At 56.1% G+C, this 21911-nt stretch carries 22 protein-coding genes; 14 read left to right on the forward strand and 8 right to left on the reverse strand.

Annotated features, from left to right (window positions below; genetic code table 11):
• Positions 1-68: 68 nt before the first annotated feature.
• Positions 69-1391, reverse strand: coding sequence for an aminotransferase class III-fold pyridoxal phosphate-dependent enzyme (locus tag HFM78_RS10025; protein ID WP_287129304.1), 1323 nt, complete (start codon positions 1389-1391; stop codon positions 69-71).
• A 178-nt stretch (positions 1392-1569) separates the two neighbouring features.
• Between HFM78_RS10025 and HFM78_RS10030 the strand changes: the two genes are divergently transcribed.
• Both HFM78_RS10030 and HFM78_RS10035 read left to right on the forward strand, forming a co-directional pair.
• Positions 1570-2595, forward strand: a complete 1026-nt coding sequence (locus HFM78_RS10030; RefSeq protein WP_287129305.1) for an adenosine deaminase — start codon at positions 1570-1572, stop codon at positions 2593-2595.
• Between the two features lie 72 nt (positions 2596-2667).
• Complete coding sequence (locus tag HFM78_RS10035; RefSeq protein WP_287129306.1) at positions 2668-2883, forward strand: hypothetical protein; 216 nt, start codon at positions 2668-2670, stop codon at positions 2881-2883.
• Between the two features lie 14 nt (positions 2884-2897).
• Here the strand turns inward: HFM78_RS10035 and HFM78_RS10040 are convergent, their stop codons facing one another.
• Entirely contained in the window at positions 2898-4118 is a 1221-nt protein-coding gene (locus HFM78_RS10040) for a glycerophosphoryl diester phosphodiesterase membrane domain-containing protein (RefSeq protein WP_287129307.1), read from the reverse strand.
• Positions 4119-4211: 93 nt separating this feature from the next.
• On the opposite strand from HFM78_RS10040, the gene HFM78_RS10045 reads away from it, so the two are divergent.
• Genes HFM78_RS10045 through HFM78_RS10055 form a run of 3 tightly spaced genes read left to right on the forward strand, consistent with a single transcriptional unit; the run spans position 4212 to position 6527 of the window.
• Complete coding sequence (locus tag HFM78_RS10045) at positions 4212-4922, forward strand: sirohydrochlorin chelatase (protein ID WP_287129308.1); 711 nt, start codon at positions 4212-4214, stop codon at positions 4920-4922.
• Between the two features lie 2 nt (positions 4923-4924).
• On the forward strand, positions 4925-5863 hold the full coding sequence (locus HFM78_RS10050) for an NAD-dependent epimerase/dehydratase family protein (RefSeq protein WP_287129309.1): 939 nt from the start codon (positions 4925-4927) through the stop codon (positions 5861-5863).
• On the forward strand, positions 5853-6527 hold the full coding sequence (locus HFM78_RS10055; protein ID WP_287129310.1) for an O-methyltransferase: 675 nt from the start codon (positions 5853-5855) through the stop codon (positions 6525-6527). Before HFM78_RS10050 ends, HFM78_RS10055 begins: the two co-directional genes overlap by 11 nt.
• On the opposite strand, the gene queF is transcribed toward HFM78_RS10055, so the two are convergent.
• A complete protein-coding gene (queF, locus tag HFM78_RS10060) occupies positions 6524-6913 on the reverse strand; it encodes a preQ(1) synthase (protein WP_287129311.1) in 390 nt (129 codons plus the stop codon). The two genes, HFM78_RS10055 and queF, sit on opposite strands and share 4 nt — an antisense overlap.
• 252 nt (positions 6914-7165) lie before the next feature.
• Here queF and dusB point away from each other — a divergent pair, with 252 nt between their 5' ends.
• Positions 7166-8152: a tRNA dihydrouridine synthase DusB gene (dusB, locus tag HFM78_RS10065; protein WP_287129325.1), complete on the forward strand. Its 987-nt coding sequence runs from the start codon at positions 7166-7168 to the stop codon at positions 8150-8152.
• 205 nt (positions 8153-8357) lie between these two features.
• Here the strand turns inward: dusB and HFM78_RS10070 are convergent, their stop codons facing one another.
• Entirely contained in the window at positions 8358-8675 is a 318-nt protein-coding gene (locus HFM78_RS10070) for a hypothetical protein (protein WP_287129312.1), read from the reverse strand.
• Positions 8676-8864: 189 nt separating this feature from the next.
• On the opposite strand from HFM78_RS10070, the gene HFM78_RS10075 reads away from it, so the two are divergent.
• Positions 8865-11261, forward strand: coding sequence for a TonB-dependent siderophore receptor (locus HFM78_RS10075; RefSeq protein ID WP_287129313.1), 2397 nt, complete (start codon positions 8865-8867; stop codon positions 11259-11261).
• 145 nt (positions 11262-11406) lie between these two features.
• On the opposite strand, the gene HFM78_RS10080 is transcribed toward HFM78_RS10075, so the two are convergent.
• Positions 11407-11643, reverse strand: coding sequence for a hypothetical protein (locus tag HFM78_RS10080; RefSeq protein ID WP_287129314.1), 237 nt, complete (start codon positions 11641-11643; stop codon positions 11407-11409).
• A gap of 82 nt (positions 11644-11725) precedes the next feature.
• On the opposite strand from HFM78_RS10080, the gene HFM78_RS10085 reads away from it, so the two are divergent.
• Positions 11726-12052 carry a hypothetical protein gene (locus HFM78_RS10085; RefSeq protein ID WP_287129315.1) on the forward strand — a complete coding sequence of 109 codons (327 nt, stop codon included), beginning with the start codon at positions 11726-11728 and terminating at the stop codon, positions 12050-12052.
• Positions 12053-12057: 5 nt separating this feature from the next.
• Here the strand turns inward: HFM78_RS10085 and glnT are convergent, their stop codons facing one another.
• The 3 genes from glnT to HFM78_RS10100 all read right to left on the reverse strand — a co-directional run bounded on the left by glnT (position 12058) and on the right by HFM78_RS10100 (position 16281).
• Positions 12058-13359, reverse strand: coding sequence for a type III glutamate--ammonia ligase (gene glnT, locus HFM78_RS10090; protein ID WP_287129316.1), 1302 nt, complete (start codon positions 13357-13359; stop codon positions 12058-12060).
• 527 nt (positions 13360-13886) lie between these two features.
• Complete coding sequence (gene chlP, locus HFM78_RS10095) at positions 13887-15098, reverse strand: geranylgeranyl reductase (protein WP_396032677.1); 1212 nt, start codon at positions 15096-15098, stop codon at positions 13887-13889.
• A gap of 217 nt (positions 15099-15315) precedes the next feature.
• Positions 15316-16281, reverse strand: coding sequence for a Gfo/Idh/MocA family protein (locus HFM78_RS10100; protein WP_287129318.1), 966 nt, complete (start codon positions 16279-16281; stop codon positions 15316-15318).
• Positions 16282-16360: 79 nt separating this feature from the next.
• On the opposite strand from HFM78_RS10100, the gene zds reads away from it, so the two are divergent.
• From zds to sugE, 6 genes are all read left to right on the forward strand, one after another.
• A complete protein-coding gene (gene zds / locus HFM78_RS10105) occupies positions 16361-17734 on the forward strand; it encodes a 9,9'-di-cis-zeta-carotene desaturase (protein ID WP_396032679.1) in 1374 nt (457 codons plus the stop codon).
• A gap of 128 nt (positions 17735-17862) precedes the next feature.
• The gene (locus HFM78_RS10110; protein ID WP_287129320.1) at positions 17863-18573 is read left to right on the forward strand and encodes a sigma-70 family RNA polymerase sigma factor; all 711 of its coding nucleotides are present in this window, start codon (positions 17863-17865) and stop codon (positions 18571-18573) included.
• A gap of 33 nt (positions 18574-18606) precedes the next feature.
• Positions 18607-20310 (forward strand): GTPase HflX, encoded by a 1704-nt coding sequence (hflX, locus tag HFM78_RS10115; RefSeq protein ID WP_287129321.1) that lies wholly within the window; start codon positions 18607-18609, stop codon positions 20308-20310.
• Positions 20311-20362: 52 nt separating this feature from the next.
• Positions 20363-21181, forward strand: coding sequence for an undecaprenyl-diphosphate phosphatase (locus HFM78_RS10120; RefSeq protein WP_287129322.1), 819 nt, complete (start codon positions 20363-20365; stop codon positions 21179-21181).
• A gap of 1 nt (position 21182) precedes the next feature.
• Entirely contained in the window at positions 21183-21404 is a 222-nt protein-coding gene (locus HFM78_RS10125) for a DUF167 domain-containing protein (RefSeq protein WP_287129323.1), read from the forward strand.
• A gap of 10 nt (positions 21405-21414) precedes the next feature.
• Positions 21415-21732 carry a quaternary ammonium compound efflux SMR transporter SugE gene (gene sugE, locus HFM78_RS10130; RefSeq protein WP_287129324.1) on the forward strand — a complete coding sequence of 106 codons (318 nt, stop codon included), beginning with the start codon at positions 21415-21417 and terminating at the stop codon, positions 21730-21732.
• The last annotated feature ends 179 nt before the right edge of the window (positions 21733-21911 follow it).

Below are 21911 nucleotides of genomic sequence, written 5' to 3' on the forward strand. Positions count from 1 at the left end.
CTATGCATGTATCAATAGCTACAAAAAAACTCAAGCAAATAGAAACTTTAAAGTTGAGCCCGCAGTAGTTATTTCGCTGCCCAGGGTCGGGCCGTCTGACGCAAAACCTTGAAAAGGATGCCCAGCCCCCGGTCAATCTCCCAAATCTGGATCGTGAGAGCCGGTCGAAACCGCAGGCTCACCTCCCCACAAGTCAAAAACAAACACCCGGCCTGTTTGCTCAGTTCGCGCACCCGGTCGCGGGTCGGGGTATCCACCACATCAAAGCCGATAAACGCCCCCCGGCCCCGCACATTGGCAACTAGCCCGGTCTGTTGCCCAAATTCCCGCAGTTGCGCGAGGATGTAGGCCCCTTGCTGAGCAATCTGGGGGAGCAAGTGCTCCGCACGGATCACCTGGATAATCTTCTCGCAGCGGACCATATCCACTAGCTGTCCGCCCCAAGTGGAGCTAATCCGCGAAGGCGTAGTGAACGTGTTATTGACCGTATCAATATGTTGGGTAGCGGCAATCCCGCAAACCTGGGTTTTTTTACCAAAAGCAACCAAATCCGGTGCAATCGGTTGATGTTCAAAAGCCCACCATTTACCCGTCGTCCCAAACCCGCATTGGACCTCATCAAAAATCACTAAACAATCAAACTCTCGGCTCAACCCATAGACCTCCTGGAGGAATTCGCCACTCAGGTGCCGGTCGCCGCCCTCACCCTGGATCGTCTCCAGCAAAATCGCACAGATATCATGGACCCGTGTTTGACTGAGGGCCGACCGCATCGCCTGTAATGCCTGCTCCTCGCCAATTGCATCGCGGTGCGCTGTCCCCGCCCGGTCAAAGTAGAGCGCGGGAACGTCCACCCGGGGCCAATCAAATTTAGCAAAATGCGCGTATTTGCGGGGGTCGTTGGTATTGGTCACCGAGAGACAGTAACCCGTGCGCCCATGAAAAGCGTTTCTAAGATGGAGTACCTGATAGCCCTTGCCGTGGATATCCCGGTCAAAGTTGCGCCGGATCTTGTAATCCATCGCTGTTTTGAGGGCATTCTCCACCGCCACGGACCCGCCATCAATAAAGAATAAATGGCTCTGGAATTCAATAGGCAAAGTGCTAGCAAAAACTTCAACAAAGTCGGCATAATAACTGTGATAAATATCAGGAATAGCGACGCGGTACTGGCTGGCTTGGTGCAGTTTAGTTTGATAAGCTTCGTCTTCGACCACGCTGGGATGATTGTAGCCGAGGGGCAAGGAGGCAATGAAGCCGTGGAAGTCCACCAATTCTTGACTCGTCTCTGCATCCACCAGGATTGAGCCCCGTGAACGCTCTAGGTCCACAATGACCCGTTCCCCATCGGCTAGCACGTGTTTTTGAAGTCGTTCTACTACTTTACTCACCGTCACATCCCGCTAGACCCACCTCAGTATAGAAATGCCCTCTGACTTAGGCAACTTTTTCAACAAGAACCTAGGTATTTATGCCCCTCAAGTTGGATTTCAGGTCGTCTTTAGCCAGAGATAGGTTTTTTAAAGTAAATGCGTTTAGCATAGATTAACATTTGAGCGACAGATACCTATGGCCTTACATGCTGAACTGCATCGCCATCTCGGGGGGTCCGTGGTACCCCGTGTGTTGTGGCGTTACCTGTTACGTCAGGGCCATCCGCTGAGTGAAAAGTTTACTCAATATGAAGATTTTGAACATTTCTATACCCGTCCCCGCGCCACCCTTGAGGAATACCTAGAACTGCACACCCTGGTCGAATCCGTCCAGACTATCGCTGAGTTGCCCTATTTTGTCTACCGACTGATCCGGGGGGCCTATGTATTTGAAAACTTGGCCTATTTGGAGTTGCGCTATACGCCCTACTACCGCACTGATGCCAACTTGAGTATGACCGAGCGTATCCAGCAGATGCGCGAAGTCATCCAGACCGTCGGTACTGCCGCCCGTCAGACCGAGTACCCCATCATCACCACCCAGATCCTCTGCCTCCATACCCGTCTACCCTACGCGGTCAACCGGGCAATTGTGGAGCTAGCCGCTAAGTCCTCGGGGATGGTGGCGGGGATTGATATGGCGGGGGGAACTAGTGTCTATGGTGAGCGGATGGCGGAGTTTGTTGAGCTTTATAAGTATGCCCTCGCCCTGGGTCTCAAAACGACGGCCCATCTCTACGAAACAACCGAGGGCTGTTACCCAGAACTGTTACCCTATGTCACACGGATCGGTCATGGCATCCAGATCCCCCTCCTTTACCCAGAACTCCTCGAACAGGTAGCCCAGCGCGGTCAATGTCTGGAGGTCTGCCCGACTACTTATTTCCAGACGGGGACGCTCCAGAATATGGAGCAATTGCAATTAATCTTCCAACGCTGTTTTGCGGCTGGGGTAGATATTGCTATCTGTACCGACAATGCCGGTTTACACAACGTAAGGTTGCCCTTTGAGTATGAGAATTTACTGACCCGCGATGTGATTGATTTTCGGCAACTTAAACAATGCCAGGAGAATGCGTTCCGCCATGCCTTTGCTTGGCCCTATCCCCAGCCCCCCCAGGCTTTTTTGTCACAATTGGCGACAGTGATATCACGCAATTAGCCTGCGCTAGCTCACAATGAGCCGAATTGCCAACGGGTTACGCTTTATGAGTTAGCACTCGAATTCAACACCATGAACCCCACCCCATTGCTTGCCCAACTCACTTACGCTGAAGCCCTTTCCGCCGCTTGTACCCAACGCCTACAGACCATCACCGAAGACACCCAGACTCTCATCAATGCCATGGATCTCTTGCTCGAACACTCCCAGACTCAATTACAGGTCATCACGCACCAGCTCTTGCTGGGTATGGACGAGGCCGACTTGTCGAGCATGCCCTACGGCTGACTGGATCTCGTGAACTAACCGAGTTGTTGCAGGAGATCTAGCCCTTCTTTGCGTGCCCTGAGGTCGTAGTAGAGGACGGTTGTTGTCGTCCACCAGACAGGTAAAGCCATGATGGTCAAGGCCAAGACCAGGAGTGAGCCCAGGACACTGAGACCCGGTAACTCACTTTGGGCCAAAAGCTGAGGTACGAGAGTCGCCGCGAGGGTTAATAAGTAAAGTAGGGCGGTGACACCCAGGGTGGACCAAAAACGGCCTTGAGTCAAATCCCAACTCCGCCGTACCGCCGCTGTCACCCCCAAGTCTTCTACCGCCAGCACGGGTAAGGCCAATTGCAGCCGGACACTGAGGTAGAGGGTCCCCACCAACCCAACGATGACTAAAACCACCGCGATTAAGGCGAAAACGATGCCCTGCTCTGGGGCAGTTGTCATGATTCCGTTAAGGCCTACCACCAAAATTGCGATGAATGAGAGGACAAGCACCGCAATATAGGGCAAGAAAACCAGCCCGCCGACGAGAAAAGAGGCCCAAACTAAGGTCCAACTCTTCGTTCGCATCTGGACTTGAGCTTGTTTGAGGCTGTAATCCTTGTTGGACAATTCCTCAAAGCTGACAAGATGGGCCGCGCACTGCCGGAGCCAGAATTCCCGGAACCCAAAGGTCGAGGGCACCGAGGCAAGGAGCAGGGCTAGGGGAAAAAGCCAGAATAAGACGGGCGAAAACGTCGGGTTGACCATGAAGGCCGTCCCGAGGGCTGCCCCCCCAAATACAGCCAAGACGATCCCAGCGGCAATGCCTCCCGCCGTACAACCCAAGATGAGCCACAGATAGGCTATCCCCGAGAGGAGTACATATTCCTTGAATCGCGCCCGGTAAGCATTGACCCCAGCCGAGACAATATCCCCAGCACTGCGGGGTCGGGTCGGGACTGGGGCACGGTCACGCGGACGACTAGATACGGGTGGTGGGCTCGTGACCCAGGCTGCTCCCGCTTGACATTGACTCAGGCCCTTCAAGGCGACACGGCGTAGTACTGGGTCTTCATGATTAGCGAGTTGTTCGTAGAGGCGGCGGGCCTCAGGGAGTTGTTCTAGTTTTTGGTGGGTGTGGGCTAGCCAGACCTGTATTTTTAGTTCGGTGGGGTCATCGTTGACGGCAAGCTCAAAGAGTCGTCGCGCTTCCCCAAAGTTGCCTTCTTCAAAAGCCCGGACCCCTTCTTGAAATACGGCTGACATCCTGCACTCCCGCCGGTGGCTTTGAGAATAGCCCCCCATGTTTAGCACAGTTTCTTGGTTTGTTAAGCTGGGTCCGTGAATGTACGGGGATAAATGGGCCGAACGATTTTTTTATGTGCCCATGGCAGTCCAGACCCCAGGGCCGCTGTGCAACTCAGCCAATTGACGACCCTGGTTCAAGGCCAGTCCGCCCACCCCGTCCGCTCTGGGGTCCTGGAGGCGGGGGAGCTTTCGTTGACCGCTCAGGTTCAACAGGTGATTGCCGAAACTCAATGTACGGAACTAGTGGTAGTGCCGCTCTTTTTGGTCCCCGGCAACCATGTGGAGCGCGACTTACCCGAGGCGTTGGCGGTGGTCGGGCCTTGGGTGCAGACTAGGACGATTGGCGAGAGTAGGGCTTTAGTTGAGATATTGGCGAGTCAGGCCACGGACCAAGCGCAGCTAATCCTATTTGTTCACGGCTCTCGGCGAATCGCGGCCCAAACGCCCATTCTGAAATTACAAGCGCAGTTGAGCGAACGAGGCTGGCCGACGCAGACCGTGTTTCATCAGCAAGACCCCCACCGCCTCCCCCAGCTTCTCGCTCAGGCCAGGGGGCCGGGACTCGTTTTACCCCTGTTTTTATTTACGGGCGGGTTGACAGATTGGGCTGCCGAGCAGGTCCAGGCCTACCCCGGTTGGACGATTGCGCCGCCCTTGGGTCTGGGTAAGACCTTATTACCCGTCCTCACTGAGTTATTGGCTCCCGACAGGATGGACGAGTCGCCCCGAGCTTGGGAGAATGGAGACGTTCTGGAGGTCTAGGGATGCGCGTACTCATTATTGGCGGCACACGGTTTGTCGGCTATCACCTCACTTGGCAGTTGGTCCGGGAGGGGCATCAAGTGGTCCTCTTCAACCGGGGGCGACAAGCAGCGGTCCTACCCGAGGGCGTTGAACGTTTGCTTGGGGACCGCGACCAACCCGAGCAGGTCCGGCAATTGCTCGCAGACCAACAGTTCGATGCCGTGTTTGATACCAGTGGTCGTAAACGGGAACAGACGGCCCTCTTTGCTGAACTCCTCCGGGGCAAGGTACAGCATTTTGGCTATATCAGTTCGGCGGGGGTATATGCCTTGGCGGAAGAGTGGCCCCTGACGGAAGCTAGCCCGATTGATCCCAAAAGCCGCCACATTGGGAAATGGGAGACCGACGATTATCTCCTCAGTGACCCCCAACTCCGGGCGACGAGTATCCGTCCGGTCTATATCTATGGTCCCCAGAACTACAACGATATTGAGGCTTGGTTCTTTGACCGTTTGGTACGCGACCAGCCCATCCTCATCCCCGGTGACGGGCAGACCTTGACCCAGTTGGGCCATGCCCTAGACCTCGCCCGTGCCTGTACCGCGATTTTGGGTAAGGAACGGGCGGTGGGACAGGTGTATAACGTCTCGGGTAGTCATTTTGTCAGCTTTACGGGGCTAGCCCTGGCTTGTGCTGAAGCTTGTCAAAAATCGGCGCAACTGCTCTATTTCGACAGTGCGTCGCTAGGCCGTAAGTTCTTCCCGTTGCGTCAGCAGCATTTTTTCAGCAGTATTGCCAAGGCTGAGCGGGACTTGGCTTGGTCGCCGGACTTCAGTCTGGTGGCGGGGTTGACGGATTCCTGGCAGTGGTACCAAGCGAGCGGACGGGCGAATAGTGCGGCGGATTTCAGTCAAGACCAAGCGATTCGCTCAGCGATGGGAGGCCGTCATGGCGGATGAGTTCTCACGTAATGCCGGGACCTACGGTTCTGCGGCAATCAAGGCTTATCTGGAGGGTTTGTACAGTCCCTCCACCCCGGCTTTAAATGATGCGTTGGCTCAACTGGAAACCATGGGGATGCCCCAGATCCAGATCGCGCCCACGGAGGGGAAGCTGTTGGCCCTGTTACTCAAGCTCATCGGGGCCAAAAAAGTCGTGGAATTGGGTACGCTCTCGGGTTACTCGGGGTTGTGGCTGGCGGGGGCTTTACCCGAGGACGGGCACCTCTGGACTTTTGAGTACGACCCCAAACATGCGGCTGTCGCCCAGGGAGTTTTCCAACGGGCAGGGCTGGCTCAGCGGGTGACGGTTTTGGTGGGTGCGGCTCTGGCTAACCTCTCCATCATTGAGGACCAGGCCCCCTTTGACGCCGTATTCATTGATGCCGATAAACATAACTATGGTCGGTACGGACAGTGGGCCTTGCAACATCTGAGGCCGGGGGGCTTGGTGATTGGGGACAATGCCTATCTCTTCGGATATCTGGCGGGACGGGAGCCCGATAGTGAGACTAGTCTGGCGGCGATTGCCGGGATGCGTCACTTCCACGAGTTACTGTCCCAGCACTGTGAGGCGGTCTGTATCCCCACGGCGGATGGGTTAGCGGTGGGCCGCAAAACCTAACGCTGGTGGCGCACTTCTACAACAGTATGGACATTGCCACGGGGGTTGAAGTCCGCTTTGAGATGGAGGTTGAGGGGGTCCATTGCTCCTACGAGGTCATCAAGGATCTGATTGGTCACTTCCTCATGAGGAATGTAGCGGTCGCGATAGCTGTTGATATAAAGCTTGAGAGACTTGAGTTCTACGACTTTGAGGTAAGGGGTGTAGGTCAAGTAGAGGGTGGCAAAATCAGGGTAGCCAGAGAAAGGACATTTACAGGTGAACTCCGGCAGGGTGATGTGAATCTGGTAATCCCGGCCTGGACGGGGGTTGTCAAACAGGACAAATTCCCCTCCAGCAATGGCCCGTTCACCGTATTTAGGGGGAGTTTCTGGGGTTGTTTCCATGGTGGCGTATTAAAAAGCTTTTCCTATTTTAGTAGCCTCAGCTAGAGCGTCAGTTACAGCAGCTTTCCTGATTCCTCACACTCCCTGAACAAATGGTAGCGCGGTAGTCTTTTTTACTAGTCCGGTAGTCTTTAAGACTCATTTATGAGGGGGCTGGTATTTGGGGATGTGGACTAGCGTGAGTCGGTCTGGGCATGTGGTCAGCGGACCTATGGCACGATGGGGTCGTACGCTCTGTGTCTACCCGTGTCCATGATGGCCCAGCCCCTCCAAGTAGGTAGTGTTACGCTCCATAGCCGGGTCTTCCAATCACCCTTGGCGGGGGTGACAGACCGGGTTTTTCGGCAATTGGTGCGCCGCTTTGCCCCGGATTCGCTGAGCTATACCGAGATGGTCAGTGCCACAGGGTTACATTACGCCAAGGAACTGCCCTACGTAATGGATGTGGGCCAGGGTGAAACACCCATTGGTATTCAGCTATTTGACTGCCGCCCGGACTTTTTGGTGGAGGCAGCGGTCTTGGCTCAACGAGAGGGCGCACAGATTATTGATATCAACATGGGCTGCCCGGTCAATAAGATTACCAAGAACGGCGGCGGCTCTAGTCTGCTTAAGGACCCCCGACTGGCTGGGGAGATTGTCGCTCGTGTGGCCGAAGCAGTCAGCGTCCCGGTCACGGTCAAGACCCGGATTGGCTGGTCTGACCAGGACATCAATATCCTGGATTTCGCCCAACGCATGGCGGATAGCGGTGCCCAATTAATTACGGTTCATGCCCGGACCCGCGCCCAAGGCTTCGATGGTCCCGCCCGGTGGGAGTGGATTGCCCGCGTCAAGGCAAAGCTTACTATCCCGGTCATCGCCAATGGGGATATCTTCTCAATTGCCGCAGCTCAACAATGTCTAGCCCTCACTGGGGCTGACGGAGTAATGTGTTCGCGGGGGACGATGGGCAATCCAGGGCTAGTCGGTCAGATTGACCACTTCTTCAAGACTGGAGAGCAGTTGCCCGACCCCAGCCCCGCTCAACGACTCCGCCTAGCCCGTGAACACATCCAACTCCTGCACGGCTACAAGGGCCAACGGGGTCTGCAACAATCACGTAAACACGCCACTTGGTATGTCAAGAGCGTGCCGGGAGCGGGTCTACTCCGTGGTCAACTCGCCCGTCTAGAATCCGTGGCCCAAGCTGAGGACCTAATTGAACAGGCTCTCCAGACCTTACCGCCCGATTTATGAAAAGTGCAGAAGAGCGTGAATAGTGGGTAGCTAAGCCAGAGAAGCGACTATGTTGCTTGATAGGGAATAAGTGGTAACCCGAGCTTTTACGCGATGTCTAGCATCAGACACAACTCGGTTTACCGCTCATGCTCTCAGTAGGCAAGGCGGTTATATCTTATTCCTCGCCTGCTCATCTGTGCCCGCTGTACACAGGGTAGAGAGCTTAACCCTTGTTGCAAGCGTCTTTGTTTTGCTCCTGTTGGACCACGGCCCCGGCTCCAGCCCCGACAGCTCCCCCAAGGAGACCGCCACCCAACACCAAACCTGTCCCTGCACCATAGAGTGCGCCCTTGGTGACGTTATTGTTTTTTTCGTCGGGACCACAGGATAGGTTAGGGCTGAGGGTTTTGTTGATACCCGTATTGGTTTTTTTCTTTTGGTTCGTCTTGACATTGGCTTCCTGTTTACTCTGTGCGGTCGCCGGCAGCATCGTCACCATCATTAAACCCGCCAACAGCAAAGCACTCGCTCGTGCAATCATGATATTCCCCTAAGTTCTTAAGTCCATCTTGCTGACTCTAGCTGGCGTAAACGTCCATCAATTGGGAGAAGTTCAGCTATCGCAGGAGAGAAATATCCAGGCGAGATTTAGCAATATGTTGATATTGAACTTTTTGCGGTGCAGGATTGAGCATAAATGGTACGAACTTTCTGTTTCGGGTGTGTGAGGATGAGCTACTTTTTGCGTAAAGGCACGGTGCGCGGGTACAGCCGCTTTGGGTATAGTGCCCAATTATTTTGCGTGACCCTACTCGCGGGGCTGGGCTTAGGCCAAGTCCAAGCTGAACCGATTGCCCAAGCTAATGATCTCGAACCGACCAGCCAAGCCCAAGCGTTGCTCGGCGCGACGGGGACCTACTCGGACTTGACCCCGGACCTGATGGCCCAGACCCCCGCGCCAACGACCACTGAAGAAGATGAAAGCCAGGAACCTGTAGACCTCTTGGGGGAGTTCAACGTCACTGCCCAACGCCGCCGGACCACGGAACGGGAGAACACCCAGACGACCTATATTGTCAACCGCGAAGAAATCCGCGCCCTCGGTGCCACCACCGTCTCCGATGCCCTGCGCCTAGTACCGGGCTTCACCTTGATTGAGACCTTGGGCGGGGTGGACTTGCGGGGTTCCAACTTCCTGCGGGGTCTAGACGATGCCCGTTTTATTATTCTCCAGGATGGTCGGCCCCTGACCCGGGCCTCCAACAACCGCGCCTCGGATATCTCCAAGCTCTCAATTGTTAACGTTGAGCGCATCGAGGTCGTGACCGGGGGGGCAACCCTGCGTTATGGGGCAGACGCGGTGGCGGGGGTCATCAACATCATTACCCGTGTCCCGGAAGGCCCACCCCAGGTCAGTGCTTCGGCAACCTTTGGTAGCTTTGGCTTTGCTCAGTACACTTTGTCCTACTCGGGCAGTACCGGACCCCTGACGACTCCTGGTAACTTCGCCTATGACATTGGTTATGAGCGGCGTTCGGCGATCAATGATTTCTTATTTACCTCCGATGTCCAGAGCTACAACGGGCAAGATGTGCTGGTCCTAGGCGCGGGGGGTTCAGCTACTTTCTCACCCGGCGGCTACACCTTCACGTCCAAGGCCATCCAGAACTACGTCTTCAGTGACCTGTACTTCGGCAAGGTAGTCTTCAAACCGGGTCAAGACCACACCGTTACTGTCTATGCCCAGCAACAGAATACCCGCCGGGGTTCGCTTGGCTTTGGGTCCGGCTCGGGGTTGGTCAGTTATTACGATGACATCATTGATCCCAATGACCCTTACTTCGGGTACCCACGGGGCTACAGTGCCGCCGTCTTCTCCACTGAGTATTACCAATCCATTCCGGGTATCTTCGGGGATGCTGATTCCCAGGAAGACGACACGGGGCTAAACGTGACCTGGGATTGGAACCTGAGCGAACTCAACACCCTTACTACTCAATTCTCCTACAAACATACCTCCTCGTTTAACCCCACGAGCGGGGGCCAAAGGTACCTCAACAACCGTACCTACGAAGCCCAAATCCGTTACGTGGCGGAGTTGTACCGAGGCAATACGCTCAACGCCGGGTTTCAGTTCATCACGAACCGCTCGGTCCAAAGCCCGGAGATTGGACGGCCCAGTGTCTTGCTGCCCGGTACGCCACCCGGTCTACGGCTAGCTTTTGACCGGGAGATTAGTCGGGTGGCGGTCTTCTTCACGGAGGACCTGCGCTTCTTTGACGATGCGTTGATTACCAACTTCGGGGCACGGACCACTTCTGACGTACAGTTCGGGGTCTACACTTCCCTGGGGGCGGGGCTACGGTACAACTTCGGGGGAGAAAGGGGCCGCGAACCCTTCGGTTTACGGTTTAACTACTCCGAGTCCTTCAAGGCACCGGGCCTCTCTCAGCTCTACGCCACCTTCACCTCGGGCCGCAACACCGCCTTGCCCAATCCCAACCTAGAGCCGGAACTGGGTAAGGGTTTTGATATCGGTCTGGACATTCAGATTGGACCTTCAGCTCTATTGCGGGCAACCTACTTCCGCACTGATGTCGTCAATGCCGTTCTAGAGGGCGTACAGACCTTCAATGATGGAATCCGTACCGAGAGCCAAACCATCAACGCACAGGCGACCCTCACCAACGGGTGGGAGTTCTTGTTCGAATGGCAGATTGACCCGACCATCAGCTTCCAGGTCAATCACTCAATTTTGGATGCGCGACCCGTGGGTAACGCAGTTGATGACGGATTGCCATTTTTCATCTCGCGGGGCTACTTCTATGGGCAACAGTTCGCCGATGTGCCCTTCAACACCACCAACGTCGCCCTGCGCTACAACTCCTCTGGGTTCAATGCGGCCTTGAGCGGGGTTTTAGTGGGTAGAAGGCCGATTGCAGCCACGAGCTTCATCGCCAGGGAGTTCACTCGCTTTGACCTGACCGCCAGTGTCCCGATTACCCCAGCGATTACTATCAACGGCGGGGTCTTCAACCTGCTCAACCAACAGTACGATGCCATCGCCTCCTTCAATTACCCCGGTGCGCCCATCAGCTTCCGGTTCGGGGTAGAAGCCACGTTCTAGCCCGATGCTCCGAAAAGTCCCCCTGGCTCCGGCTGGGGGGATTTTTCGGAGCATTGCCAAAATGAGCCTCCCAAGTCGCTTTGGGTAAGTCCTGAGGGCAACAGGACTTACGTACAGCCCATAGTCCCTAATGAAGAAATAGCCATCACACGTGGTTGGGTACAACATCGTCCCTTCGCTCGCAGCAGACCGTGACCCGCCATCGTTTCACGCGCTGGTCACCAGGGAACTTCTTACGCTTGAGGACTTTGCCACCGTCTAACTCCGTTTCGGTCCCAGTCAAGGCCCGGACTCGTGGAGCGGGCTGTGCCCCTTGGGTGTCATCCACAAGCCGATTTCTTTTGCTAGGACAGGAATCGGTCTTCTGCATAGCATCAATCATCCACAGCTGACATCCACAGCTGAGGGGCAGGTCACGGCTCCACTATCCGATCGACTCCTCTTGCTCTGCGTAAGTCCTGACCGTGTCAGCCCGACATCAGCTAGATCCTTATCTGCTCGCGCTCACGCTGGATGGTACGCTCTGCTGTCTTGGTATTCCTGACGGCATGGGGTTCACCCCGCTCCTCCTCACCATGGGATGGCGGCGGCTGACGAGTTCTGGGTCTGGGGGTAGCGTTGAAACGCAGGAGATGCTGGATTTCTGTAGCAAACACAATATCTCAGCCGATATCGAGACCACCAAGGCCACAGATGTTAACGATGGTTTTGAACGACTTGAGCGGGGTGATGTGCATTATCGTCTGGTAATTGACATGTCCACACTCGCGGTACCAACCGGCATCACCTAACGGATTTAGCAATCGAGCGTGTGCTCTAACTCCCATGGGCTGATGTGACTACTATAGTCCTGCCATTCCCGATGCTTAAGCTTCAGGTAAGAAGTGACAAATTCAGGCCCTAACCGCTCAGACAAGATTGAGTTTGTTTCGAGGCAGCGCAAAGCATCCAGCAAGTTGGCGGGGAGGGTACTGGTTGCGGACGGGTCGGTGTAGCTGTTGCGGTCATTGCGGGGTCCGGGGTCCCGCTGCTGGGTGATGCCATCAAGACCCAGGGCAATGAGGGCAGCAGGGAGGAGGTAGGGATTGGCAGCCCCGTCGGGGAGGCGCAGTTCAAAGCGGTCTTGGTCAGGGATGCGGATAAGATGGGTGCGGTTGTTCCCGCTGTAGCTAATCGTGTTAGGAGACCAGGTGGCACCCGAGGCCGTCACTGGGGCGTTGATGCGCTTGTAGGAATTGACCGTGGGATTGGCGAAGGCGGTCAGGGCCGCTGCGGAGTGCAAGACCCCGCCGATGAAGTGGTAGGCCAAGGTCGATAACCCCAGTGCGCCCGCCGGATCGTGGAAGAGGTTGGTGGTACCCGTGCTATCCCAGACCGAAAGATGGGTATGGCAGCCATTACCGGTGAATTGGAGGAAGGGCTTGGGCATGAACGTGGCGCGGAGTCCGTGGTTCTCAGCAATGGATTTGACCATGTACTTGAAGAAGGCGTGGCGGTCGGCGGTCACGAGCGCGTCGGCATACTTCCAGTTCATCTCAAACTGACCGTTGGCATCTTCGTGGTCGTTTTGATAAGCACCCCAGTCTAGGGCGAGCATGGCATCACAGATTTCAGCGATGACGGCAAAGCGACGCATCAAGGCTTGTTGGTCGTAGCAGGGCTTGGTTTGGCGGTCCTGGGGGTCGGCGAGTTGCTGACCGTCGGGAGCAAGTAAAAAATATTCACACTCGACCCCCGTACAGACGGTATAACCCAAGTCCTGAGCTTGCTTGAGGACTCGTTTCAAGACGAGGCGCGGGGTTTGGGCGATGGGTTCCCCGGTGGTGGTGTAGAGGTCGGCGGGTAGCCAAGCAACTTCGGGTTTCCAGGACAGTTGAAACAGGCTGGTTGGGTCAGGAACCGCCAAGATATCGGGGTCAGCCGGGGTCATATCGAGCCAAACCGCAAACCCCGCAAAGCCCGCCCCATTCGCCACCATCGTATCAATCGCCTGGGCCGGAACCAGCTTGGCCCGCTGGGTTCCCATAAAGTCAGTGAAGGAGATTAAGAAGTAACGGATGCCTTTTTCACGGGCGATTTGCGACAAGGGGGCAGTCATAGAGCCATGCAATGGACAAGACCTCGTTAATTTATGCTGATTCCGGCTCTAATTAATGTTCATCATAGTCATTTTGCCCACAGCTACTTGTAGATCTAAGTGCTAATCATGGCTTCCCAGGCTAGAGGCCCCTCTGCCCCATACCCTGCCAGGCACAGGTAAATGGGGGACCAAGGCAGAAGAGCTCTCCTCCCCCCCAGCCCCCTTAAAAAGAGGGGAGTTAGAGTTTATCTGAGTTGCTCTGTTCAACAATCTCTTAAGTCCCCCTTTTTTAAGGGGGATTTAGGGGGCTCTCTTAGCTTTAGTTGCACATGGGGGCCGTGCGCGGCCCTCACGGGTCGGCGGGAGCATGAGGGCAGAACCTTAGTCCTGTCCTCGTAGGCTGTTGGGGATGTTAAGGCTGTCGCTCTCGAAACAGAGAGAAAAAGAAAAAAGCCTCACTGCAGTTCAAGTGGCGTAATTAGACCCGGTTCCCGTCTCGCTTGATGGACCTCCGCAGGAGGGTTATGGACCAGGGTAAATCGTGTCTAGGCACTCCGGCGGGGTGCAGGCGCGAGGGCCTGACCCCGTGCTAGAGAACCCAGGGTTTTGAGGGTGAGTTTGAGTTGGACTAAGGGATTGGCGGGGACGACGGTTTTATAGAGGTAGCTATCAAAAGTCAACCGTTGCACATCCCGGTCCCCGCACAGTTCCACAAAAGCCTCCCGGCTGGCATCGGAACGATAGAAGATGTTTTGCAGGATATTCAAGACTTTGTAGGTCAAGCCGTAGGCGCGGTCCCAACGGCGCAGGTATTCCTTGAGTTGGGCTTCCTCCGGGATTTTCCCGCCCTGACTGAGTTCGACGATGAGTTCCGCCGCCATCCGCCCAGATTTAGCCGCGAAATAAATCCCTTCCCCCGAAGACTTGGTGACGTACCCCGCCGCATCCCCGACCAACATCACCCGGTCCACCACCCGGCGCGGACGCGGGCACTCGGGGAGGGGATGGGCTTCAATTTTGATAATCTCGCCGCCCTCAATCTTGGTCCCGGCCCGTTGGCGCAGGTATTCCTGCATTGTGGGGAGGCCGTGTTTGTTGGGGATCATCGTCCCGGTCCCGACCGCCACATGGTCAGCTTTGGGGAAAACCCAAGCATAAAAGTCTGGAGAGACATCGCCGCCGAGATACATCTCAGCGCGGTCTTCGTAATATTTCATCTTGTCGGCGGGGAGCCTGATGCGCTCCTGATAGGCAATGGCGTAAGGCACATCCCCGGCATCAATCGCCTTGGCGACCTTGGAGTGGAAACCATCCGCCCCGATAATCAAGTCCGCTTTGACGGAACCACTCTGGCCCGTCTTGGGGTTGCGGTAGTTGAGGGTGTAGGGATGGCCCATCTGGATATCGGTTAAAACGCCTTCGATGAGGTTAGCCCCCAAGTGGGCAGAGCGTTCGCGCATGAAGCGGTCTAACACTTCCCGGCGGCACATCCCGATATATTCACCCTGGTTGGGTAGGTTGATGTTGACGTGGTGGTTGGAGGGGGAAATCATCGTCATATTCCGCACCTGACGGTCAATGATCTCCGGGGGCAAGTCGAATTCGTTGACCATGCACAACGGGATCGCCCCGCCGCAGGGCTTACTGTTGTTGAGGTTTTTTTCAAATAAATAAGTCTCAATCCCGGCCTTTGCCAGAACTTCTGCTGCACAGGAACCCGCCGGACCGCCCCCGACCACCGCAACTCTGATCGTCAACATCGTTCTCCTGTCTTTCGCTTGAATCTTAACGTGCAGTACCGGGGGTCTCCAATGCTCTACTGAGAATCGTTACAGTTCGTTACGAGTGCATCGGGGTTAGCAACCGCCGGCCCCGACCCGGCGTGCCTGACTGTGGCGAGTAAACAGGGGGAGTTAAGACAGAAATAAGCACGCTTGCTCTCTCCTAGACCATAGGTGGGATAGGGGGCAGCGGTTAGCTCCCGTGAATTGCCACTGATTTCCCACTAGCTGCCGACTCAGCACAGGCCGAAGCCACCCGCAACCCACGCAAATCCGCCGCCAACGACATGTACAACGGCACCCCCCCCAGTAAATAATCCAACACCGCTTGAGTATCCCGCAAAAATAATCCCTGACGCTCCCCCGCTGCCAAGGTCTGTTCCCCCGCCGCTGTTGTGACCGTAATCGTATTCCCTGCTAAAACTACCCCCCCTAAGGTCCCCTGGACCGACAAAAATAGCTCCGACTGCCAGATCCCCTCCCCCTTCGCAAAAACTACCTCTCCCACTGCGCCCCCCTGAAACTGAAGCAACGCCGCACAGTAACAGGTGTGAAAATACTCCCCCCGCATCAAATAACGAGATTCACAACTCACCTGCGCCACTGGCCCAACTAAGTCAATCAGCCGCTGGAGCCGCGAGACCGCTCCTACCAACGGGAACCCAAACTGCAAGGGATGATAACTCCACCGTTGCGGAGCCGGACGGGTCGCTGTCTGGGTACTGTAGCGGACGTACAATGGCTCTCCTACCTGGGCCAAACCCGCCCGCAAGTTCTGGTGAATCGGACTCAAAAGCTCGATATGTTCCACATGCAAAAGTCGCCCTTGCCGCGCCGCCAACTCAGCCAACGCCACGCCCGTCTTATACTCAAGAGCCAACGGGTACTCCACTACCACGTGCTTCCCCGCCAAAAGCCCCGCCTCCACCCAAGCACTGTGGGTATGATTCGCCGTACAAATAAAAACTAACGCCACCGCCGGGTCTCTGAGGGCTTCGGGAATATCCAACCGGCCCTGCACCCCAAACTCCTCAGCAAAAGCCGTCACCGTCGTCGCGGTGCGCCCCACTACCCAGGCCAACTCCGCCCGTCCATCGGCTTGGAGAGCCCGCGCCCGCGCCCGCGCCGCATAACCCGTCCCGATAATCCCTGCCTGCATCGGTCTGCCCTGTTTTTTACCAGCATAGGCCGACCCACACTAAGAAATGTTACAAGGGACAGAGGGTTAGGAAATGCGTGTGCAAGTTGCCGTAATTGGAGCGGGTTTAGCGGGGATGAGTACAGCAGTGCAACTGCTTGAGGCGGGCCACCAAGTCACCCTCTTAGAAGAAAGACCCTTCGTCGGTGGCAAAGTCGCAAGCTGGCAGAACGCCCAAGGCGACCACCTTGAGATGGGACTCCATGTCTTCTTTGGTTGCTATGAGAACTTCTTTGCCCTAATCGAAAAGCTTGGCATTCGCGACCACTTCTTACCCAAGGCACACACCCACGTCTTCATCAACCAAGGTGGCGAACAGACCAGCCTCGATTTTCGTAACTTTGGTGGGGCACCCTTCCATGGCCTCAAAGCCTTTGTCACCACTGGACAAATCTCCACGGTAGACAAACTCCGCAACGGCTTGGCCCTCGTGCCCTTGGTGAAAGGACTGCTTAACTACGATGCGGCCCTAGCGGATATCCGTGCCCAGGACGATGTGACCTTTGCCGATTGGTTCCGTCGTCACGGCGGGTCTCAGGGCAGCTTGACCCGTTTGTGGAACCCGATTGCCTACGCCTTGGGGTTCATTGATACTGAACATATTTCCGCTCGGTGTATGCTGACCATTTTCCAGATTTTTGCGGTTAAGACCGATGCTTCCAAGCTCAATTTCTTGGACGGTGCCCCCGCTACTCGCTTACATCAACCGCTTGTAGACTACATCACCGACCGGGGCGGGGTCATCAAAACCAGTGCCAGTGTGCGGGAGATTGTCAGTACTGGCGACCGCGTGGAAGGGCTCCTTCTCAAATCTGGGGAGCAAATTCAAGCCGATGCCTACGTCAGTGCCGCCGCCGCCGATGGCATCCAGCGCATCCTGCCCGCTCATTGGCGTAAACACGGCATTTTTGACCGCATCTTCCAACTCAAATCGGTCCCTGTGGCGACGGTGCAGTTGCGTTTCGATGGCTGGGTGAGTGATGTGGATAACCTGATGTACACCGCCGACGCGGATTTCTCCTGTTTCGCGGACTTGGCCCTCACTAGCCCCAAGGATTACTACGTCAAAGGCGAGGGTTCTCTGTTGCAACTAGTTCTGACCCCCGGCGACCCCTTCATGCCCATGGCGAATGACAAGGTAGCCGAACACACCCTAGCCCAAGTCCGCCGACTGTTACCCAGCACTCATAAACACAGCCTCCTGCGCTGGAATGTGGTGAAACTAGCCCGTTCTCTCTACTTGGAGGCACCGGGTATGGAGCGCAACCGCCCCAGCCAAACCACGCCTATTCCTAACTTTTTCCTGGCAGGCTCCTACACAGCTCAGGATTACATTGACTCGATGGAAGGGGCGGTCCTCTCCGGGAAGCTCTGTGCCCAAGCCGTCCTCGCCAGCCCTGTCGCTCATCGCTAACTCGTTACCCTCTCGTTACCCTCAAGGTCATGCATAGTCACGGGTAGTTTCAGGTAGATACCTGTGATGCTTCCCTTTCCCCCCGCACAGCCCCGCCCCAGGCTCTCCTCTGTTCTTTGGACGAGTGGGTGAGCCGATGGCAGGGGTTGACCGGACTGGAGCAACAACGGGTCCTCCGGGTCCTCAGCGTCCAAGCTAGTCATTACCTACGGGCGACCTTCCATCGTCGTCTGCCCCTCACCCCGGCGAGTCAACAAGAGATCCCGGACCTCGTGAACCGTGCCCTCGAACAGATGGTCCAGAAACTCCCTCAGTTTGACCCCAGCCGGGGCAACTTCACGACCTGGCTCTATCACTGCTGTGTCCGCCCTGTCCTCCGCGAACATTTACGTCAGCTTAATTACCGGCTGGTGTCCCTAGAGCAATACTTACTTTTACTAGAAGCGCGGACCAGCCAAAGTGCGTTACCACGTGGGACCCGTCTCGCCGAGTATGTCGCCGCCTTGAGTCCCGTCCAAGCCAAGACCGAACTCCAGCGCGTCACCACCCACCGTGCCCAGGGACAACGGTTTCTCTCGATTCGCTATCCTGAAACCCTGCCTATGCCCCAGCCGACGGTCCCGGAAACCGACTCCTTTTGTCAAGCCCGGTTACAAACCCAACTTGCCCAACTACCGACTAATGAACGGGTAGTCGTCGTCGGTATTTTCTTTTGGGGCCACAGTCAACGGCAGATCGCCCAACAACTGAAGATCTCCCCCGTGCGCGTCCACCAACTCAAAACCCAAGCTCTCCGCCGTCTCCGCCGCCGCTTGGGGGAGGACTTTTGGTCGAGTTAGTCCCCACTCGCTAAAATCGAGATAGTCCCACAGGTGACGGCTATCGAAAAAATCTTCGGTCAGACACGGGGTCTCAAGTCCGCCCAGGAACGGCAACTCCTGGAACTGTACCGCCGGACCCAGCCCATCTCGGTTTTTTGTACCCTAGAGTTTGCTGAACGGCTCGGCGCAATCACCGCTGACATCGAAGAAGGAATTAGTGTCTACCTCAACCGCCGGGGCCAAGTCGTCCGGGTCGCCGTGGGGACCCCCCACCAGACGCAAATCCCGGCCCACGAACTCCCCCGGCAAGGTGCAGAACGGCTCTGTGGCCTGCGTTGCCTGAGTACCCAACTCACTGCCCACAGCCCCTCCCAAGCCGATCTGACCGCCCTGGCCCTACAACGATTAGATGCTCTCGTAACCCTAGAGGTCTCCTTGGCGGGGAAACGCCGTCAGAGTGCGGCCCCGACGGGGTTTATCGGACAGGTCCATATCGCCAACCTCGTCCCTGAACCGGATGTGCGTTGGGTGGTCACGGCCCCGTTGCGCTTACCCCAGTTGACGGATCAGGACTTCGAGGAATTTTTGAACGGGCTGGAGGCGGAGTTCCGGGAGGGTTGGGCCGCACGCACCGTGGATACCGGGCGGGAGCGGGTGGTTTTGGTGGGGGTTTTCCCGCCGGACTTGCCCATGGATGAATTGAAACTGGAGCTTGAAGAACTAGAACAATTGATTACCAGTGCCGGGGGTGAAGTCCTCAAAACCTTCTCTCAACGCCGGGAACGGCCCCACCCACGCACTTACATCGGTGAGGGCAAAGTCCTGGAAGTGGCTCTCAGCGTCCAAGAACTCGGGGCAAATCTCGTCGTCGTCGGGGAAGACCTCTCCGCCAGTCAATCCCGCAACCTCGAACAGTCCACGGGCGTGCGCGTCGTAGACCGGACGGAATTAATCCTGGATATCTTTGCCCGTCGCGCCCACTCCCACGAGGGGAAGATGCAGGTGGAGTTGGCCCAACTGGAATATTTACTGCCTCGCCTTGCCGGACGGGGACAGGCTCTTTCACGCTTGGGGGGCGGGATTGGGACTAGGGGACCGGGGGAGACCAAGCTGGAGACCGACCGCCGCGCCATCCGCCAACGCATCAGTCATCTGCAACGCCAAGTGACCCAACTCCAGCATCACCGCGACCGGATGCGCCAACGGCGGCAGCACCATGATGTCCCGGTTTTCGCCTTGGTCGGCTATACCAATGCCGGGAAGTCCACCCTCCTCAACGCCTTGACCGGGGCGGATACCTTCGTTGCGGACCAACTGTTCGCCACCCTGGATGCCACCACTCGCCGTCTGGAGTTCCATCGCAACCTCAAGGTCTTGGTGACTGATACCGTAGGGTTTGTCCACGACCTACCGCCCCAGTTGGTAGATGCTTTTCGGGCGACCCTGGAGGAGATTACCCAGGCGGATATGTTGTTGCATGTGGTGGATCTCGCCAACCCTTCCTGGCCTGCTCACATTGAGGCGGTGGAGAAGATCCTCAGTGAGATGCCCGTCGCCTGCGGTCCCCAGATGCTGATTTTTAATAAAGTGGACCGCGCGGCTCCCGCCGAACAGGAACTCGCCCGCCAAGCCCACCCCAAAGCTGTCTTCATCTCCGCTCAAAACGGGCTGGGACTCGACATCCTCCGCTGGAAACTGAAACAGTACAGCCATGAATACGGTCCCTATGGTCCCGATGAAGAAGTCGAGTCATAGGCACCAGCCCTAAAGTTTGCCAAAATAGGCAGGTTTAGGCGCGGGTGTGGGGATGGAATGGTTGCAGGCGGTCGTGCTGGGATTGGTGCAGGGGCTGACTGAGTTTTTGCCGATTAGCAGTACCGCTCACCTCCAGGTCCTCACCAAGGTCCTGGGTTGGGCGGAGGTGGGGTCTAAGCCTTTTGTGGCGACGATCCAGTCCGGTAGTGTGATTGCGGTGGTCCTCTATTTTTGGCAGGATATCGTCAGCATCCTGAAGGGTGGTTGGGCGGGCTTCCGCGAAAAAGACTGGCGGCGCACTGAATACCAACTCCTCGTCGGGATTGCCCTGGGAACGATACCAATTCTCGCGGTGGGTTTCATCATCCGTAAAGTCCTGAATGATGATAGCTCCGATATCAATAGTCTACCGACGATAGCCGTAACTTCGATTGTGATGGCTTTACTTTTGGGTCTGGCAGAACAATTGGGAACACGCAAGCGGAACTTTGAGCAGTTGCGGGTAAGAGATGGGTTATGGATGGGGTTAGGCCAGATGATTGCTCTGATACCGGGAGCTTCACGGTCGGGTTCAACCTTGACGGCAGGGTTGTTCCTGGGACTGGAACGACGGGCGGCGGCGCGGTTTTCGTTTCTATTGGGCATCCCCGCGTTGACGATTGCCACCCTTTATGAGTTTATTCAGGAGGCTCCAGGACGGGTGGATTTAGGGCTAGTCCTAGTCGGCATTATTTCGGCCTTTGTTTTTTCCTATGCTTCCATTGCGTGGTTATTGCGGTTTTTACAGACGCAAAGTAACTGGGTCTTTGTCTGGTATCGGCTGGGGTTCGGGACAATTATCTTAGTGAATCTAGCCCTAGGTTGGCTCTAGGATGATGCGGCTAGTTAAAGTCAAGCCCAATGCGAAACATCAACTCTTGAGTGGAGCGTTGGACGGTAGTTTCATCGCTCATCTCAAATCCCCGCCTACGGAGGGCAAGGCCAATCAGGAGTTAGTTAATCTGCTGGCAGACCATTTCAACGTTACGAAGGCTCAGGTGACGATTGTGGCAGGGTTTACCTCTCGCCATAAAGTAGTGGAGATTGACCAATAGGGGGTAGGTTGTGGCGTGGATTTATTTGGTATTGGCTGGTCTGTTTGAGATAGGTTGGGCCGTTGGGTTGAAGTACACCGACGGATTCACGAAGCTCTGGCCTAGCGTAGGGACGGTTGCGGCGATGGTTGCCAGTTTCTTTTTACTGGCCCAAGCCCTCAAATCACTCCCCATTGGGACGGGCTATGCGGTGTGGACAGGAATTGGCACGGTAGGGACAGCGGTGCTGGGGATGGTTCTGCTCGGGGAGTCCCGCGATCTTGGGCGGTTTTTTTGTTTAATGCTGATTGTGGCGGGTGTCCTGGGCTTGAAATTAGCATCCCCATAAACTTTTTTACAGCAGAGATTCAACAATCTTATATAGCAATCCGAGTTGAATTATAAAATCTCAGTAGCTCGCTAACAGCTGCCCCTCCGCCCCGTACCCTGACGGGCACAGGTAAACGGGGGACCAAGGCAGAAAAGAACTTATTCTTGCTCCCCTACCCTGCTCGCCTGTGCCCGACA

It is taken from the genome of Candidatus Cyanaurora vandensis (assembly GCF_013285555.1).
GTDB lineage: Bacteria > Cyanobacteriota > Cyanobacteriia > Gloeobacterales > Anthocerotibacteraceae > Cyanaurora > Cyanaurora vandensis.

Excerpts from the sequence above, each read along its gene's own strand:
- HFM78_RS10100 (WP_287129318.1), bottom strand. The coding sequence starts at position 16,281 with ATGCAGGCAGGGATTATCGGGACGGGTTATGCGGCGCGGGCGCGGGCG.
- HFM78_RS10080 (WP_287129314.1), bottom strand. The coding sequence starts at position 11,643 with ATGATTGATGCTATGCAGAAGACCGATTCCTGTCCTAGCAAAAGAAAT.
- HFM78_RS10070 (WP_287129312.1), bottom strand. The coding sequence starts at position 8,675 with ATGATTGCACGAGCGAGTGCTTTGCTGTTGGCGGGTTTAATGATGGTG.
- HFM78_RS10040 (WP_287129307.1), bottom strand. The coding sequence starts at position 4,118 with ATGTCAGCCGTATTTCAAGAAGGGGTCCGGGCTTTTGAAGAAGGCAAC.
- HFM78_RS10125 (WP_287129323.1), top strand. The coding sequence starts at position 21,183 with ATGATGCGGCTAGTTAAAGTCAAGCCCAATGCGAAACATCAACTCTTG.
- glnT (WP_287129316.1), bottom strand. The coding sequence starts at position 13,359 with ATGACTGCCCCCTTGTCGCAAATCGCCCGTGAAAAAGGCATCCGTTAC.
- dusB (WP_287129325.1), top strand. The coding sequence starts at position 7,166 with ATGATGGCCCAGCCCCTCCAAGTAGGTAGTGTTACGCTCCATAGCCGG.
- HFM78_RS10030 (WP_287129305.1), top strand. The coding sequence starts at position 1,570 with ATGGCCTTACATGCTGAACTGCATCGCCATCTCGGGGGGTCCGTGGTA.
- HFM78_RS10050 (WP_287129309.1), top strand. The coding sequence starts at position 4,925 with ATGCGCGTACTCATTATTGGCGGCACACGGTTTGTCGGCTATCACCTC.
- HFM78_RS10035 (WP_287129306.1), top strand. The coding sequence starts at position 2,668 with ATGAACCCCACCCCATTGCTTGCCCAACTCACTTACGCTGAAGCCCTT.
- queF (WP_287129311.1), bottom strand. The coding sequence starts at position 6,913 with ATGGAAACAACCCCAGAAACTCCCCCTAAATACGGTGAACGGGCCATT.
- HFM78_RS10075 (WP_287129313.1), top strand. The coding sequence starts at position 8,865 with ATGAGCTACTTTTTGCGTAAAGGCACGGTGCGCGGGTACAGCCGCTTT.
- HFM78_RS10120 (WP_287129322.1), top strand. The coding sequence starts at position 20,363 with ATGGAATGGTTGCAGGCGGTCGTGCTGGGATTGGTGCAGGGGCTGACT.
- HFM78_RS10045 (WP_287129308.1), top strand. The coding sequence starts at position 4,212 with ATGGGCCGAACGATTTTTTTATGTGCCCATGGCAGTCCAGACCCCAGG.
- HFM78_RS10055 (WP_287129310.1), top strand. The coding sequence starts at position 5,853 with ATGGCGGATGAGTTCTCACGTAATGCCGGGACCTACGGTTCTGCGGCA.